Raw genomic sequence first — 15,545 nt, forward strand, 5'->3', positions numbered from 1 at the left:
GGTCTCAACTATATACTACGGTTCTAAAGTAAAATATCACAGATATTAAAAAATTGTCAAAGATTTGATAATAAGTAACACAAAAAAGCTTTGAATCAGTTTACAATATATGAAGAAAAATAACAATATTTCAAAGGAAGAAATTGTAAGTGACCAAAAGGGTTACGTGCAACAATCTAAATGGTATCTACATCTTTTTATTTGACCAATACCAAAAATGGAAATATAATAAAAAATGGAATTAAGGGAGGGAATATTATGAAAGACATAATAGGAATCATATTGAATCCTGTCAGAGTTAGAATTATACAAGAGGTAGCTGCAAAACAAAATATTACTGCAAATGAGCTTTGTGATAAAATGCCGGATATTCCGAGAACTACCCTTTACCGTCATATCAATATTCTGTTAGGCAGCAATATTTTTTCTGTTGTATCAGAGAGAAAAGTCCGCGGGAGTCTTGAGAGAACTATTGGTTTAAAGACAGAGGAAATGTCAAAAATCAATTCTCTGGAACTAGCTTCTCAAAATGCGTTAAGTTTTTTATGTACAAATTTGCGAGTTTTCAAAGCTATTTTAACAGTGAAGATTCAGATCCGGCTAAGGATAAGATTTTTTTAAATAATTCAATTCTGATGCTCAATAATCAAGAGCTTGAGCAATTCTTATCAGAAATGTTTGAGATTATAAAAAAACAATTTTGAAGTCGCCGAAGGAAGAAAGGCCAGAGATATTTCAATTATTTCGTCACCGAATAATAAGCGTCTTTAAGCGAAAGTAAGGAGGGGTAAGAAGTATGATTAAAATTGAAAAAGAGCATTATAATTCAATAGCTAAGCTCCTGTCAGAGTGTTTTTTGGAGGATGAGTTAGTCGTTAGGCAAATAAAAGGAATAGCAAACCCGGAAAATTTCTTAGAAAAACTATTTTTATTGCAGATGTCAGTTTTTCATAAAACACATGAAGTGAATTCGCTGGATGATAATCTCAATTCAGTTATTATCGGATATGAAAAGAAGAGATATATTTATTAAAGTAGATTGGAGAGATAATAATGGGAAATACGGATAAATTTGAAATGATAGCGAATAGATATGATACGGCTGAAAGAATCCAAATTGCAAAAGTATCATCAAATGCCATTCATGAATATTTAACGGATACGAAAGACAAGGATGCCATTGATTTTGGCTGTGGAACCGGTCTTGTTGGCATGGACTTGTTAAATGACTTTCATTCTATACTTTTTCTGGATGCTTCGCAAAACATGATCAATCAGATCGAGCAAAAAATTTCTAATTCTAATATACAGAATGTAACGACACTATGTTTTGACTTTGAAAGAGATAGTCTTTCGGATTTACATGCTGACTATATTTTTATGGCTCAGGTTTTACTCCATATTAATGATGTTGAATTAATCTTATCAAAATTATACGAGCTTCTAAATGAAGGCGGACATTTACTGATTGTTGATTTTGATAAGAATGAAAAAATAATTTCAGATATGGTGCATAATGGATTTGATCAAGCAGAGTTAACGGCTATTATGACTAAAATCGGCTACAAAGATATGCAATCAAAAACTTTTTATAATGGAAATAAAATATTTATGGGGCAGGATGCCTCTCTGTTTATTCTGGATGCACAGAAATAGAGTTAGAAGGTTTCCATTATTTTCTTTTATTCTCTATTAAATTTGTACATTAGCTTTAGAAATGTTAAGTGATAATGCGTTGATGGGTAAAATTATCTTGCTTTTACACCTATAATTTGATATAATATAAGAATATTTGAACAGCATTCTTGGAAGTCAGGGATGCTGTTCTTGTATTGTTTGTTAGTGAATTTTTTGGCAGATAAAAGGCTCTTCGTGCAAACTATGCATACCTCGCAGAAAGAAAGTATATTGCTGCGCAATTCGCCTGGCAAGGGCATGAGCAGATGCGGTTAATAATAAAAAGGAGTAATTTTATGGAATGGATAAAGGAAGGACTAAAGCTTTTAATAAATAGCTCTGGCGAAGAACAAAAGGAGTTTGAAAAATACAACAATCGATTGGTTTTAAACAGAATCCGCATAATATCCTTTGCTATTCTTTTATTGTCAATTTTTTGGATCTATATGGACCGGACAATTATACAAAGCGGTGCAGATAAGATATTTAGCGTAATGCTTGTCGTAATGCACATAATAAGTATCGTTGCATCAGTTCTATTCTTAATATTCTATAAGTGGATAGCAGGTAAAGAAGGCCATAACAAGGATCGTATCATACGTATTGTCTTAAAAACATACGTGTTTTTATATATTCTTTTTGGAGCCGTTGCGTCTATCAACAGTCAAAGATACACGGGCAATATGTATTCCTATATTATGCTTTCACTTATTGCAGCTGCAGCCTTTACCCTAAAACCGTCCTATATGCTTTTTACATTTGGAGTAAATCATGTAATTTTTCTTGCGGGTATGAGTGCTTTATGTCAGGATGAAAAAATACTTTTTATCAAGCAGTCAAATTCCACAGTTTTGATAGGTGCGGCTTTTTTACTCGCTTTTATCTTTTATCGCCACAGAATGATGGAATTTCTTTATCGAAGGGAATTAAAGGAAAATGAAGAAAATTTAAAAAAACTTTTTTATGTAAATCCGTACCCTGTGTTTATTACAAGAATGGAAGACGGAAAGATTATTGAAGCAAGTGAAAGGGCGTGTACTTTGCTGGGAATCCACGCAGGGGGCTTGGATGATTTTAACAGTATTCACGGTCATATCAAGAACGACAGCAGACAGGAACTGATAGAAGAATTAAAGCAAAACAACAGTACCTATAACCGAATTGTGGAGTATGGTTTTAAAGGCAAGCAGATGTGGGTTACTGCAAATTATGAAGTGATTGATTATCATGGTGAGAAGTGCATTTTAACAGGTATTATGGATATAACGGAAATCAGAAGAGCAAAGGAAGAGCTGTCTCATTATGCTTCTACTGATGCCTTAACCGGAATTTTAAACAGAAGAATGGGTTTTAAAAAGCTAGAAGAGCTGTTAGAGCAAGCACAAGAGGGTTTTGCAGAATTTGTGCTTTGCTTTCTGGATATTAATAATTTAAAATATATAAACGATACTTATGGGCATGGTGAAGGAGACCGTTATATTATAGCCTTCTGCGATGTAATTAAAAATGAACTGAACGAGGAAGATATATTTTTCCGCATGGGTGGTGATGAGTTTATCATTGTATTCAAAAATAAGAACAAAGCGCAGGCAGAAAGCATCTGGGAGGAGTTTAGGAAGCAGTTTGGCGAGAAAAAGCCAGAGGGAGAGGTTGCCTATAACATTACGGCAAGCCACGGTTTGTTTTATTACTGCTCAGGAATGGATATTGATTTAGAGCAGATTATTGAAATGGCAGATAAGAAGATGTATAAAGAAAAGCAAAAATTTAAGAAGGAATATCAAATTGGAGTTTAAATAAGTGCCGGGATCATCAAGCTTGGAGCAGATAACATCCTGCCGTCATATAATAGAAAGAACTCATAGAGTGGGCTGATTCTATGTATGTGAAAGTAGGATGGAGATTTGAGTATGAATGACTTTTTATTCGGTTTGACAGGAGAGATTGTTACACCGTTTGACCCGGTATATAGTGAAGCAAGACAGGGATTTAACAGGGCAGTACAGCTATTTCCCTTAATTATAGTATACTGCAGCGACAAAAGAGATGTATGTAATGCAGTGATTTGGTCCGGAAAGCATTGTGTGCCAATTCATATACGCAGCGGAGGACACAATTATGAAGGATATTCCAATGGAGATTGTACTTTAGTGATTGATATAAGCAGAATGAATCAGATGCATATCGATCCATGCTTAAATCAGCTGACGGTTCAAAGCGGGGTAACCAATAAGCAGGTGTATGAATTTGCAGCTTCAGAGGGTTACCCTTTTCCGGGAGGTACCTGCCCTACCGTTGGAGTCAGTGGTTATACACTTGGCGGCGGATGAGGGCTTTCCTGCCGTAATTTTGGACTGGGCTGCGACAGCCTGAAGGAGATTGAACTGGTAGATTATGAGGGAGCTGTTATAAAAGCGAACTGTGAAAATCATTGCGACCTTTTCTGGGCATGTCAGGGTGCAGGTGGAGGAAACTTTGGTGTAATCGTTTCTATGACTTTTGCTCTTCCTTCGAAAGTAAATTATGTTACCCTTATTGAGATAGATTATCTGGATGTGGATTCGAGAGAGCAGGAAAAATTTCTGTCAATCTGGCAGGAATGGTTAAAAACTGCTGATCCTCGCATTACCTTGATTTCAAGAATCTATAATTCCATTGATGACGGGCTCGGAATGCTGGTTAGAGGAATATTCTATGGGGAGCCGCAAGAAGCAGAGCAAATCATGGCTGACTTTCTTGCTCTTAGCGGTGCAGATTATAATATTGAGTATATGACTTTCCTTGAGGCTGTCACGATTATCGGAAGTGCGTATCCTTCCTTCGAGAAATTTCAATCGGTAAGCCGCTTTGTATTAAGGGATTTTACCTGTGTTGAGAGGGCAGAGCTTGCAGGACTGATTAGAGAGCGTCCCCAAGGGTCAGTATTTGCCGGAATATCAATGTATGCGTTGGGCGGCAGAGTGTCGGAAGTTGGGACCAATGATACCGCCTTTTTTTATCGCCATGCAAATTATATCATTTGGCTGGAAACAATCTGGGAGGATTACAGATATGCACAAGAGAATAGGGAATGGATTGATAGCCGGTTCCCTTACGTTGAAGCAATCACGACAGGCTCTTATGTAAATTTTCCATATGGGAAGCTTCCGGATTATCTGGAAGAATATTATGGGAACCATGCCAGTATATTAATGAAAATCAAAACAAAATATGACCCATGTAATATTTTTTCCTTTCCTCAGAGTATTGGAAAATCAGTGTGCGGAGATGATACGGCAGACGCTTCCTATAGAATACCGCCAAATAGTGAGGAAGGTACAATCGAAAAATCAGGTGATACAAATTATAGGGGATTTCGTTATGTATCAAAAAGGATATAAAATACAATGCAAATAAATATCTAAATGGATAAATATTCAAGTCACTAAAAAGAGTTTACAAAACAAAGTCGCTGACATATACTAATAAATATAGCTGTTTATTTTGGATTATACAGGTGTGTAATTTGAGACGCATAAAAGGGGATAGGCTGAAAGGTAGCTTTCAGCCTTAAATTTTTTGGGCAAGTAAGCGTGATACATGTATGCTTGCTTTATTGGGAGGGAAAAATGAAAAAGAAGGCGGCGGTAGCGATTGGAGTGGCTTGCTGTGTTATGCTTGGGGCTTGTCAGGATATCCAGACAGTAAAGGTGAAAACAACCAGCGTTGAAAAAAATGCAGAAGCACCAAATACAGAGGCAGCAAAGGAAGAAGAAACAAACGCAAAAGTAGTATATGATAAATCTGGAATAAAAATCGTTATGAGAGACAAATCGAGGGAAGTAAGAGATAAAAACGACAATTTGATTTTGACAATCACGGGCAATCTTCCGGTTGTAACAATTGAGAACAATTCACAGGCGGCAGAAAAAATTAATGCATATTTGGAAGAAAATCAAAAGAAGCTGGAAGCAGAGGCAAAGGAATACATAGCCTATGCAACCGATAATTTCACACTTTTGAATAAAAATCAGTTAAGCTATTGGAACGGCTATGCAATAGGAGATACTTATTCCATAGCAAGGGTCGATGAAAAAGTGATAAGTGTTATAAAAGAGAGATATGAATATGCAGGAGGCGCTCATCCAAACACGATACGGACCGCACAGAATTTTGACACTCAGACCGGAGAGCTTTTGACACTTGAGACGGCATTTACGGACGTCAATGCAGGTACTCAGTTTATTAACAGCTATCTGCTTAAAAAAATGAAGGAAACCGAGGATACGGTGGGCTTTTTTGAGGATTACGAGAGCAGTATCAAGGATATTTTGACAGACAATACCTGGTACTTATCGGATGAAGGTATTGTTATCATAAGCAATGTTTACATAGTGTCTCCTTATGCAGCGGGGATACAGGAATATACGATTCCCTATGATGAATTTCCATATTTGAAGGAGCAGTATAGGAAAAATTAGATTGGAGAAAAAGAACTATTTATGCAATACGATTACAGTGAAACGATAGAATATTTACTGCATTGGTTTGATTATAATGCCAGAATTTTGAGATGGAGAACCGAGCCAAAGGCGTATTATATATGGATTTCTGAGATTATGTTACAGCAGACAAGAGTGGAGGCGGTAAAGGGCTATTTTGACCGTTTCGTGGAAGAACTGCCGGATATTAAGGCGCTTGCGGAGTGTGATGAGGAGCGTCTGTTAAAGCTGTGGGAGGGCCTAGGCTACTATAACCGGGTGAGAAATCTGCAAAAGGCGGCAAAAATCATTGTGCAGGGCTACAATGGTGAACTTCCGGCAAGCTATGAGGAGCTTCTAAAGCTGCCCGGTATCGGAAGCTATACCGCAGGTGCTATCGCATCAAACGTTTATCACATACCGGTTCCCTCCGTGGACGGAAATGTGCTTCGCGTGCTAAAGCGCATTGCAGGAAGCTTTGATGATATCACAAAGCCTGCCGTGAAGAAGCAGCTTGAGAAGGATTTGCTTGAAATTATGCCGAAGGACCGCCCCGGTGATTTTAATCAGTCCTTGATGGAACTGGGAGCTGTGGTTTGCCTGCCAAACGGAAAGCCTCTGTGCCATCAGTGTCCTGTTATACACCTGTGCAATGCCTATAAAGCGGGAACAGAGATGCAAATTCCCGTAAAGCCTCCGAAGAAAGCAAGGAAAATAGAAGAGAAAACAATCTTATTATTCGAATATGCAGGTAAGCGAGATAGATTGGTAAACTATTATGCCATTCAAAAGAGGGAGAAAAAAGGTCTGCTTGCGGGGCTATGGCAGCTTCCAAGCCTGGAAGGGAAGAAGACAACGCTGGAGCTTGAGGAATATTTGAATGAAATCATAGAGAACAGGAAGTTTTCCTTCCAAATTGAAATAGAGCCGCTGGGCAAGGGCAAACATATTTTTTCTCATATTGAGTGGCATATGGACGGCTACCGGGTTAAAATTTTACCTCAAAGCGGGATTTCTGCTGAGAAAATGCAATCTCAGGTCGGAGAAATGCTGAAAGCAGCGAAGGAAATAAAAGAAGAGGAGCTTGAGTGGATCTATGCAAAGCAACTGGAAGAATATGCGTTACCATCAGCTTTTGATACGTATCGCGGATATATTCAGTGATGAGCATACACAGGCTAGCGATTGAAAATATTTGTGTAATTTTATCGTATAAATAGGAAGTCCTGCGTATAATGATATAAATACGCAATAAGGATATTAGAAATGGAATTTAGGAAAATAGACTTTCGGTATACGCCCGGGATAACCGCTGTAAATGAAGAGCAGTTTAATGTACACATGCAGCTTTATGAAGGCTACATCAATAAAATGAATGAAATTGATGCACTTCTGCGAGCAGGTGGAGATTATGAACAAGCAAATGCCACGTATAGTACATACAGAGGCATTAAAAGAGGAGAGACCTATGCCCTGGATGGGGTTATTCTTCATGAATTGTATTTTCAAAACATGGGAAATGGTTATAACATGCCAAACGAAACCACGCAGGATTATTTGATTCAATCCTTTGGCAGCTTCGAGGATTGGGAAAAGCATTTTGTCGCAACGGCGAAAGCAAGCAGAGGCTGGGCAGTGCTGGCTTTTGACTGGCGTTCCTATTGTTTCCGAAACATCAGTTTAGATGCTCATGATATGGGGAACATTACGCTTTCTACACCGGTTCTTGTGTTGGATGTATATGAACATGCATATTTTCTTCAATATGCGAATAAAAAGGATGAATATATAGATAACTTTATGAAAAATATCAACTGGCCTATCGTAGATAGACGAATTCTTCGAAATGTGATAGGAGAATAAAGCGATACATAACCTATTTCTGGTTTGTAAGAGTTGTCGTTGAAAATTTTTGCTCTTCTGAAATATCCCCTGCTAGTATTAAAAGTGCTTTAATATTAACAGGGGATGTTTCAATATCTGTCTATAAAATTTCTTTTAAAAAGATAAAATTTATCCTTTCCTACTCCGGATAAACAAGTCTTGTCTCATCAATCTGGTAGAGCACCTCGTTCAAAAACTTGTTTGCAAGATAATTTGCCATAGGAAGATTCATATCTAAATAGTTGCCGCAGTCCTTAGCGCTCGCGCCCGGAATTTCATCTTTGTAATCGCGGATGAATTCAAACATTTCTGTCAAAAGAGGAACAATATCCTTGGATTCATAATCACCTGCGAGCAGAAGATAAAAACCTGTCCGGCAGCCCATCGGTCCGAAATAAATGATTTTAGTTCCGTACTCCTTATGATTTCGAAGGAAAGTGGCAGCTAAGTGCTCAATGGCATGCATTTCAGCCGTATTCATAACCGGCTCGCCGTTTGGCTTGGTCATACGGATATCGAAGGTTGTAATCAGGCTGTCTCCCACAGGGTCCTTTCTGGACACGTAGACACCCGGAATTAATTTTATGTGGTCAATGGTAAAGCTTGTTATTTTTTCCATGCAGATACACTCCTTACAGTAATTTATTTAGTATCCCCATTCGGGATGATATAATGTCTATCTAATTATATCATAGGGAAACACCTGTCTGCAAACGGATTAAAAAAATAATATAATTGACAAGCATTGCCCAAAATAGTAAACTAAATATAGAGAAAGCCGTAGAAAAAGCAGTACTTAGCAGTACAATTTACAGCAGGCTGACATTGGGCAGCACCATGGTACACTTCCCTTTTACGGAGGTGTATTTTTTAAATAAATAACGGAGGAATTAATTGAAATGATTGACGACAAGAAGGTACTTTTTAGCGGAATGCAGGCAACGGGGAATTTAACGATTGGGAATTACTTGGGAGCGTTAAAGAACTGGGTAAATATATGCGATGAATATGAATGTTTTTATAGTGTAGTAGATTTGCACTCAATTACGGTGAGACAGGAGCCGGCAGTTCTCAGAAAAAGAGCGAGAGAGCTTCTGACCCTTTACATTGCAGCAGGTCTTGACCCGGACAAAAACTGTATTTATTATCAGTCCCATGTGCCGGCTCATGCGGAGCTTTCATGGATTTTAAACTGCTATACCTACATGGGTGAATTAAACAGAATGACACAATTTAAGGATAAATCAGCAAAGCATGCAGACAATATCAATGCAGGCTTATTTACTTATCCGATATTGATGGCGGCAGATATTCTGCTGTATCAGGCGGATGTTGTACCGGTCGGAATTGACCAGATGCAGCATTTGGAGCTTGCAAGGGATATTGCAGAGCGTTTTAACGGAATTTACGGAGATGTATTTACAATTCCTGAAATTTATATGGGAAAAGTGGGAAGAAAGATTATGTCTTTGCAGGACCCGACAAAGAAGATGTCAAAGTCAGATGAAAATCCAAACGGCAGTATTTACCTGACAGACGATACGGATACGGTTATTCGTAAATTCAAGAGAGCGGTGACAGATTCGGGCAGTGAAATCTTATACTCAGATGACAAGCCGGGTATCAAAAACCTGATTGATATTTATTGTGCTATCACGGATAAGACAACAAAGGAAGCAGAAAAAGAATTTGACGGCAAAGGCTATGGCGACTTTAAGCTCGCGGTAGGCGAAGCGGTGGCGGATTGCTTGAAGCCGATTCAGGAAAGACAGAAGGAACTGCTTGGTGACAAGGCATATGTAGACGGAATCATCAAGAACAATGCGGACAAGGCGGGTTACTACGCAGCGAAGACACTCCGCAAGGTTCAAAAGAAGGTTGGTTTTCCTGAACGGGTAAGATAGAAATTATATACAGAATGCTTAAAGGAGGAAAATTTATGAATTTAACGATGGATGAAGCAATTAAGGTTTTAGAAATGCAGGAAGAAATTCTTCAATTTTCTCATTTTACGAACGATGACGCATGGGAGCTTGGCAATATTATTGTCGCGGCAGCGAGAAAGCTGGATGTGTCAATCGCGGTAAGTATTCGATTGAATAGCGGATATACGATATTTCAGCATGGGTTTGACGGGACGAATCTGTTAAACGAAAAGTGGATAGAGCGCAAATTCAATACAGTCAAGCTGACAGAAAAGAGCAGCCTTCACACCTATATGCTGCTTTCACAGAATGAAGAGACCATTGAAGACTGGGGATTTAATTCCAAGGATTATGCAGCTTGCGGCGGTGCATTTCCGATCAGAATTGAGGAGGTCGGTGTCATAGGCTCTGTCATTATTTCAGGGCTTGATCATGTATCTGACCACGATTTGCTCATAAAATGTATCAGCAAATATCTGCATGTGGATGAGGTTCCAAGAATCAAGGCAATGTAGAGAAAAGAAGCAGCTTCATATCTTCGGGCAATGGCACAGAAAATGTCATTGCCTTTTTTGTGACCGGATGCAGAAAGGAAAGCTTGTGGGAGTGGAGTGCCTGTCGTTTTATCCGGCTGTAATCAGGATTGTAAATAAAGTCTCCCGGCAGAGGATGACCGATGTGCTTCATATGCACCCGTATCTGGTGTGTACGCCCGGTTTCCAATACGATAGAGGCAAGTGAAAAGCTGTTTTTATAGTCGATTCGTGTGTAGTGGGTAACGGCAGTCTGCCCGTTCTCAAAGTCAATACAGCGTTCTATAATCGAATCATCTTTTCTTCCGATCGGTGCGTCAACGGTGCCGGAGTCCTCCAATTTACCTTCTGTTACGGCAAGATATTCCCTGTGAATTTCCCTGTTTTTCACCATATCGGACAAGACACAGCCGCTGTACATATTTTTTGCCAGAAGTACAAGTCCGGTTGTATCCCTGTCCAGTCTGTTTATACAGCGAAACACAAAAGGGAGGTTTTGTTCTTTAAAATAAAAAGCCAATCCGTTTGCCAGAGAATTGTCATAATTGTTGATGGAAGGGTGAACCGGCATGTCAGCTGCCTTGTTAATCACAAGAATATCCTCGTCTTCATATACGATGGAAAGCTCCATTTTAACAGGGATGATGTGCTCGGAAGTTTCCTCCTCAATAATTTGAATCGTTAAGGTGTCATTTGGGTTTAACGCAGAATTGATATATGCCCATTCCCCGTTTTGCAAAATGCCTTTCTCGGTCTGCTTAAGATGAATGATGAGATGTCTGGAATAGCCGTGTGCTCTTAAAAAATCTCCGATGAGATATCCGGCATATTGGGGAGTGATTGTGTAGGTTAAGGTTCGGTTCATAACGTGGTTTCTCCGGTTTGTTTTAGTAGAATTTTCAATGACAACAATTATACCATGTTTGTAATAAAAATACAGTAATTTTATCGCATAATATGCTTGAATATGGTATGATTAATTATTACTTTGAACTTAAAATATTAGTATTTTACCATCAGGAGGATAAATGAGGAAGGAACGATTGATAAAGGCGATAGCACTTATACTAGTTGTGTGCTTGTCATTGAATACGAATGCGTTTGCCAGTACATATTCAAATGACAGCAACGTGGAGAATGCTATTGAAGATATAATAGAACAGCAGGAAACAGTGGATGCTGAAGCCCAAGAAGATGGAATGGATAGTGGGGATAACAGTACAGCAGAATCCGAAGAGGAAAGCACAGAGTCTGCCGAGTCACAAGAGTATATCTCCAGCTACATAGAAGAAGATTATATTATACCTGATCTCCAAGAAGGATATTCCGCCAACACCTCCTTTGCAGCCAATTATTTACTTGCAATTCCGTCCTCCTATAGCTCCAAGGACAGTTTGCCGGAAGTAAGAAATCAGGGGAGCTGGGGAGTGTGCTGGAGTTTTGCCGCGATCGGAGCGGGTGAAGCATCTCTGATTGCAAAAGGTATCACAGATACTTCAGTTGATTTATCCGAATTACAGCTGGCATACTTTTTTTATCATTCTGTCGCAGACCGATTAGGAAATACCGTGGGTGACAGCAACAATGCTTTGATAAGTAATTATCTTAATTTGGGCGGTAACAACGTCTTTACCACGTTTGCTTTGGCTGGATGGGTAGGTGCGACAGATGAAGAAAAGGCTCCATATGCATCGGCTTCCGTTGCCGGAGTCCTTCCGGATACACTTGCTTATGACGATGATTACCATATGCAGAATGCTTACTGGATTAACATGGCATCCGATACAGGGGACGTAAAGAAGATGATTATGGAGTACGGTGCAGTTGCAGCCTCCTATTATACTGACCAGACTACCGTAACGGCAAAGACGGCCTGCTACAATCCAGAGACTTATGCTTATTACTATAACGGTGTTTATCAAACCAATCACGCCGTTGTCATTGTAGGCTGGGATGATAATTACAGCAGCACGAATTTTAATGAGACAAAGCGGCCGGCTTCAGACGGAGCATGGCTGGTTCGAAACAGCTGGGGAACAGCTATGGGCGATGATGGTTATTTTTGGATTTCCTATGAAGATTCTGCTTTTAATTCTTCATCTTCCAAGGTATTTGTCTTTGACTTTGAGGAGGCTGACAATTATGAACACAACTACCAGTACGATGGCGCAAGCGGCATTTCTTCCAAGTATGTGTCGAAGGGCGGCAGCTTAGCGAATGTATTTACCGTTTCCGGAAATACAGAGGGAAATGCAGAGATTATCGAAGCGGTATCCTTTGCGTTGTATGATGTAAATGTAAACTATACGATTGATATCTATACTTCTTTGAGTGACAGCACTGACCCGACAAGCGGCGAGCTTGCCATGACTCAAAGCGGCAGCACTTCCTATACCGGTTATTATACCATACCGCTTGACGAGCCTGTGACAGTGAAGAAAGGAAAGACTTTCTCTGTCGTTATTACACCATCCAAGAGTACCGGAGATGTGCGCTTCTTTGTAGATGTATCTTACCAAAATGGTAATTGGATACAATTTGTCAACACCACAGAGGCAGGGCAGAGCTTTTTTAAGTCACATTCCTCCGCATCTTGGTATGATTTGAACAATGAGGGAGAAACCGCCCGTATCAAGGCATTTACAACAAATACAGATGTTGAGGAGATAACAACCGGCATTACCTTAAGTCAGACCTCTCTAACTTTAAAGGTTGGGGAGACAGCTGCCTTAAGCGCCACTGTTATACCGGAGAATGCCAAGGATAAGAGCGTGACATGGACTACCTCGGATGCTGCTGTGGCAACGGTTGATGAAAACGGAAAAGTAACGGTAATCGGGGCTGGAGAAGCAACAATAACAGCAGCTACTGTGGATGGTAACAAGGCAACCTGTAGTGTTACGGTAATGAGCAATGTCAGTGATGTTGCAGAAGAGACAATTTCTGTAACGAGCATTATGATAGACACCAAATCCCTTACTCTGAACTTAGGTGATAAACATACTCTGACTGCTAAAATATATCCTGAGAATGCAACGGATAAGAGTATCTCATGGACCTCCTCAAAGGACAGCGTTGCAACCGTGGACAAAAACGGAGCGGTGACAGCTTATGGGTTTGGCACTGCCACCATAACCGCCAAATCTAAAAACGGCATGACAAACAGCATTACGGTGACCGTCAAGGCAGGAAAAGCAGACGGGCTGGCAGCAAAAAGTCAGACGACAAATCAGATAAAACTTTCATGGAATACCAAGAAGAGCGTGACCGGCTACGAACTCTATCGGTATGATACGAAGAAGAAAAAGTATGTAAAAATAGCTGCTATAAAAGGAGCAGACAAGAATTCCTATACTGACAAAAAACTGAGTGCGGCAACCTCATACCAATACAAAATCCGCTATTATTTCAGCTTGAACAGCGGTACAACTTATGGAGATTATTCTGCTGTTTTAACAACTGCTACAGCACCGAAGCAAACAACCCTTTCAGTGCAGACGACTAAGAAAAAAGCGAAATTGACATGGAAAAAGGTAAGCGGTGCTTCTGGCTATGAGATATACATGTCTGCCAACAAGAGCAAGGGCTATGAAAAGATAAAGACAGTCAGCAAAGCAAAGACCGTTTCTTATACAAAGACCGACTTAAAGAGCAAAAAGACTTATTATTTCAAGGTCAGATCCTACAAAACGGTAAACGGAGTAAAGATTTACAGCTCTTATAGTAAGGTAAAGTAGCAATAAATCCAAAGAATATATTGACAGGTAATTAACAATATGGTATTCTTATTTCAACAAAAGAAGAAGAACGTTCATTCATTTGTTTGATAAAGAGTAAAAGGGAGTAGTTGGCATCAGATTTTGATGTTATACGAAGGCGTCAGAACGGTTAATAAGATTAACCCGCGTCGTATGAGTAAATAACAAGACTTTTATTACAATAGCTTATATTGTAATGAAAGTCTTTTTTGTATCATAGGAAGCCTTTAAAAGGTTCCTATGCTGCGAAAAGCGACGCACACCAAAAGAAGAAAGGAAGAGGGATTATGGATTATCAACAGTACAATCAACCAAGACCAAAGAAAAGCTTTAACGGAGACGGCATGAAAATAGCCAAGAGAATAATAATCGGTGTTGTAACTGCCATTTTGGCACTTATCATTATTTTTGGTTCCACCTATCAGATTAAGGAGCAGGAGCAGGCAGTGCTGATTACCTTTGGAAAAGCAAAGGCGGTCACAAACTCCGGTTTACACTTTAAGCTGCCGATACTGCAGCAGGTGAGAAAGGTGGATACGACCATTCAAGGCTTTACAATTGGCTACAATTCACAGACGAATGACACGGTCGATGAGGAAGCAGTTATGATAACAAGTGACTACAACTTTATCAATGTGGACTTTTTCGTGGAATACAGGATTTCCGATCCGGTAAAGGCGCTTTACGCATCACAGCAGCCTACGACAATACTAAAAAATCTGTCACAGAGCTGTATTCGAACCGTAATCGGAAGCTATGACGTAGACAGTGTTCTAACGACAGGAAAAAATGAAATTCAGGCTGCCATCAAAGAGATGATATTGAAAAAACTGGAAGAGCAGGACATCGGAATTCAGCTTGTAAATATAACGATTCAGGACTCGGAACCGCCGACGACAGAGATTATGGAAGCGTTTAAGGCAGTAGAGACGGCAAAGCAGGGAAAAGAGACCGCATTGAACAATGCGAACAAATACAGAAATGAAAAGCTTCCGAATGCGCAGGCAGGGGCAGACAAGATTATTAAGGATGCAGAAGCTTATAAGCAGGAAAGAATCAATGAGGCTTCGGGACAGGTCGCAAGATTTAACGCGATGTACGAGGAATACATTAAAAATCCTACTGTTACAAAGCAGAGAATGTTCTATGAAGCGATGGAAGACATTTTACCGGATATCGATATTGTAATAGATAGTTCAAACGGAGTTCAAAAGGTGCTTCCGCTCGATTCCTTTGTTACGATGGACGAAAGTCAGGCGGGCACAACGCAAGATAGTAACTCGACCGATACAGAAAACGAATAAGAGA

At 39.6% G+C, this 15,545-nt stretch carries 15 protein-coding genes; 13 read left to right on the plus strand and 2 right to left on the minus strand.

The features are described from left to right. Positions 1 to 258: 258 nt before the first annotated feature. The 9 genes from CTY48_RS05720 (at position 259) to CTY48_RS05755 (ending at position 8,000) form a co-directional block, all read left to right on the plus strand. Complete coding sequence (locus CTY48_RS05720) at positions 259 to 621, plus strand: helix-turn-helix domain-containing protein (RefSeq protein ID WP_180272651.1); 363 nt, start codon at positions 259 to 261, stop codon at positions 619 to 621. Between the two features lie 175 nt (positions 622 to 796). Beyond that, positions 797 to 1,033 carry a hypothetical protein gene (locus CTY48_RS05725; protein ID WP_099467570.1) on the plus strand — a complete coding sequence of 79 codons (237 nt, stop codon included), beginning with the start codon at positions 797 to 799 and terminating at the stop codon, positions 1,031 to 1,033. Between the two features lie 20 nt (positions 1,034 to 1,053). Beyond that, entirely contained in the window at positions 1,054 to 1,656 is a 603-nt protein-coding gene (locus tag CTY48_RS05730; RefSeq protein ID WP_099467571.1) for a class I SAM-dependent methyltransferase, read from the plus strand. A 317-nt stretch (positions 1,657 to 1,973) separates the two neighbouring features. Next, a complete protein-coding gene (locus CTY48_RS05735; RefSeq protein WP_180272652.1) occupies positions 1,974 to 3,473 on the plus strand; it encodes a diguanylate cyclase domain-containing protein in 1,500 nt (499 codons plus the stop codon). A gap of 114 nt (positions 3,474 to 3,587) precedes the next feature. Continuing rightward, positions 3,588 to 4,007 carry an FAD-binding oxidoreductase gene (locus CTY48_RS19830; RefSeq protein ID WP_236354776.1) on the plus strand — a complete coding sequence of 140 codons (420 nt, stop codon included), beginning with the start codon at positions 3,588 to 3,590 and terminating at the stop codon, positions 4,005 to 4,007. Between the two features lie 162 nt (positions 4,008 to 4,169). Next, the gene (locus CTY48_RS19835; protein WP_236354777.1) at positions 4,170 to 5,057 is read left to right on the plus strand and encodes a BBE domain-containing protein; all 888 of its coding nucleotides are present in this window, start codon (positions 4,170 to 4,172) and stop codon (positions 5,055 to 5,057) included. Between the two features lie 228 nt (positions 5,058 to 5,285). After that, positions 5,286 to 6,137: a DUF3298 and DUF4163 domain-containing protein gene (locus tag CTY48_RS05745; RefSeq protein WP_099467573.1), complete on the plus strand. Its 852-nt coding sequence runs from the start codon at positions 5,286 to 5,288 to the stop codon at positions 6,135 to 6,137. Between the two features lie 21 nt (positions 6,138 to 6,158). Further along, a complete protein-coding gene (gene mutY, locus CTY48_RS05750; protein ID WP_099467574.1) occupies positions 6,159 to 7,301 on the plus strand; it encodes an A/G-specific adenine glycosylase in 1,143 nt (380 codons plus the stop codon). Between the two features lie 102 nt (positions 7,302 to 7,403). Then, complete coding sequence (locus tag CTY48_RS05755) at positions 7,404 to 8,000, plus strand: superoxide dismutase (RefSeq protein ID WP_099467575.1); 597 nt, start codon at positions 7,404 to 7,406, stop codon at positions 7,998 to 8,000. A 160-nt stretch (positions 8,001 to 8,160) separates the two neighbouring features. Here the strand turns inward: CTY48_RS05755 and CTY48_RS05760 are convergent, their stop codons facing one another. Next, positions 8,161 to 8,640, minus strand: coding sequence for an S-ribosylhomocysteine lyase (locus tag CTY48_RS05760; RefSeq protein ID WP_099467576.1), 480 nt, complete (start codon positions 8,638 to 8,640; stop codon positions 8,161 to 8,163). 280 nt (positions 8,641 to 8,920) lie between these two features. Here CTY48_RS05760 and trpS point away from each other — a divergent pair, with 280 nt between their 5' ends. Together trpS and CTY48_RS05770 are read left to right on the plus strand one after the other, a co-directional pair. Continuing rightward, positions 8,921 to 9,925, plus strand: a complete 1,005-nt coding sequence (gene trpS / locus CTY48_RS05765; RefSeq protein WP_099467577.1) for a tryptophan--tRNA ligase — start codon at positions 8,921 to 8,923, stop codon at positions 9,923 to 9,925. A gap of 35 nt (positions 9,926 to 9,960) precedes the next feature. Beyond that, a complete protein-coding gene (locus CTY48_RS05770) occupies positions 9,961 to 10,461 on the plus strand; it encodes a heme-degrading domain-containing protein (RefSeq protein WP_099467578.1) in 501 nt (166 codons plus the stop codon). Here CTY48_RS05770 and CTY48_RS05775 read toward each other — a convergent pair. Next, positions 10,448 to 11,344, minus strand: coding sequence for an RluA family pseudouridine synthase (locus CTY48_RS05775; protein WP_099467579.1), 897 nt, complete (start codon positions 11,342 to 11,344; stop codon positions 10,448 to 10,450). The genes CTY48_RS05770 and CTY48_RS05775 overlap by 14 nt on opposite strands. 163 nt (positions 11,345 to 11,507) lie before the next feature. On the opposite strand from CTY48_RS05775, the gene CTY48_RS05780 reads away from it, so the two are divergent. Both CTY48_RS05780 and hflK read left to right on the plus strand, forming a co-directional pair. Continuing rightward, positions 11,508 to 14,216: an Ig-like domain-containing protein gene (locus tag CTY48_RS05780; RefSeq protein WP_099467580.1), complete on the plus strand. Its 2,709-nt coding sequence runs from the start codon at positions 11,508 to 11,510 to the stop codon at positions 14,214 to 14,216. A 308-nt stretch (positions 14,217 to 14,524) separates the two neighbouring features. After that, positions 14,525 to 15,541: an FtsH protease activity modulator HflK gene (hflK, locus tag CTY48_RS05785; protein WP_099467581.1), complete on the plus strand. Its 1,017-nt coding sequence runs from the start codon at positions 14,525 to 14,527 to the stop codon at positions 15,539 to 15,541. Positions 15,542 to 15,545: the final 4 nt, after the last annotated feature.

Source organism: Konateibacter massiliensis, assembly GCF_900184995.1.
GTDB lineage: Bacteria > Bacillota > Clostridia > Lachnospirales > Lachnospiraceae > Lachnotalea > Lachnotalea massiliensis.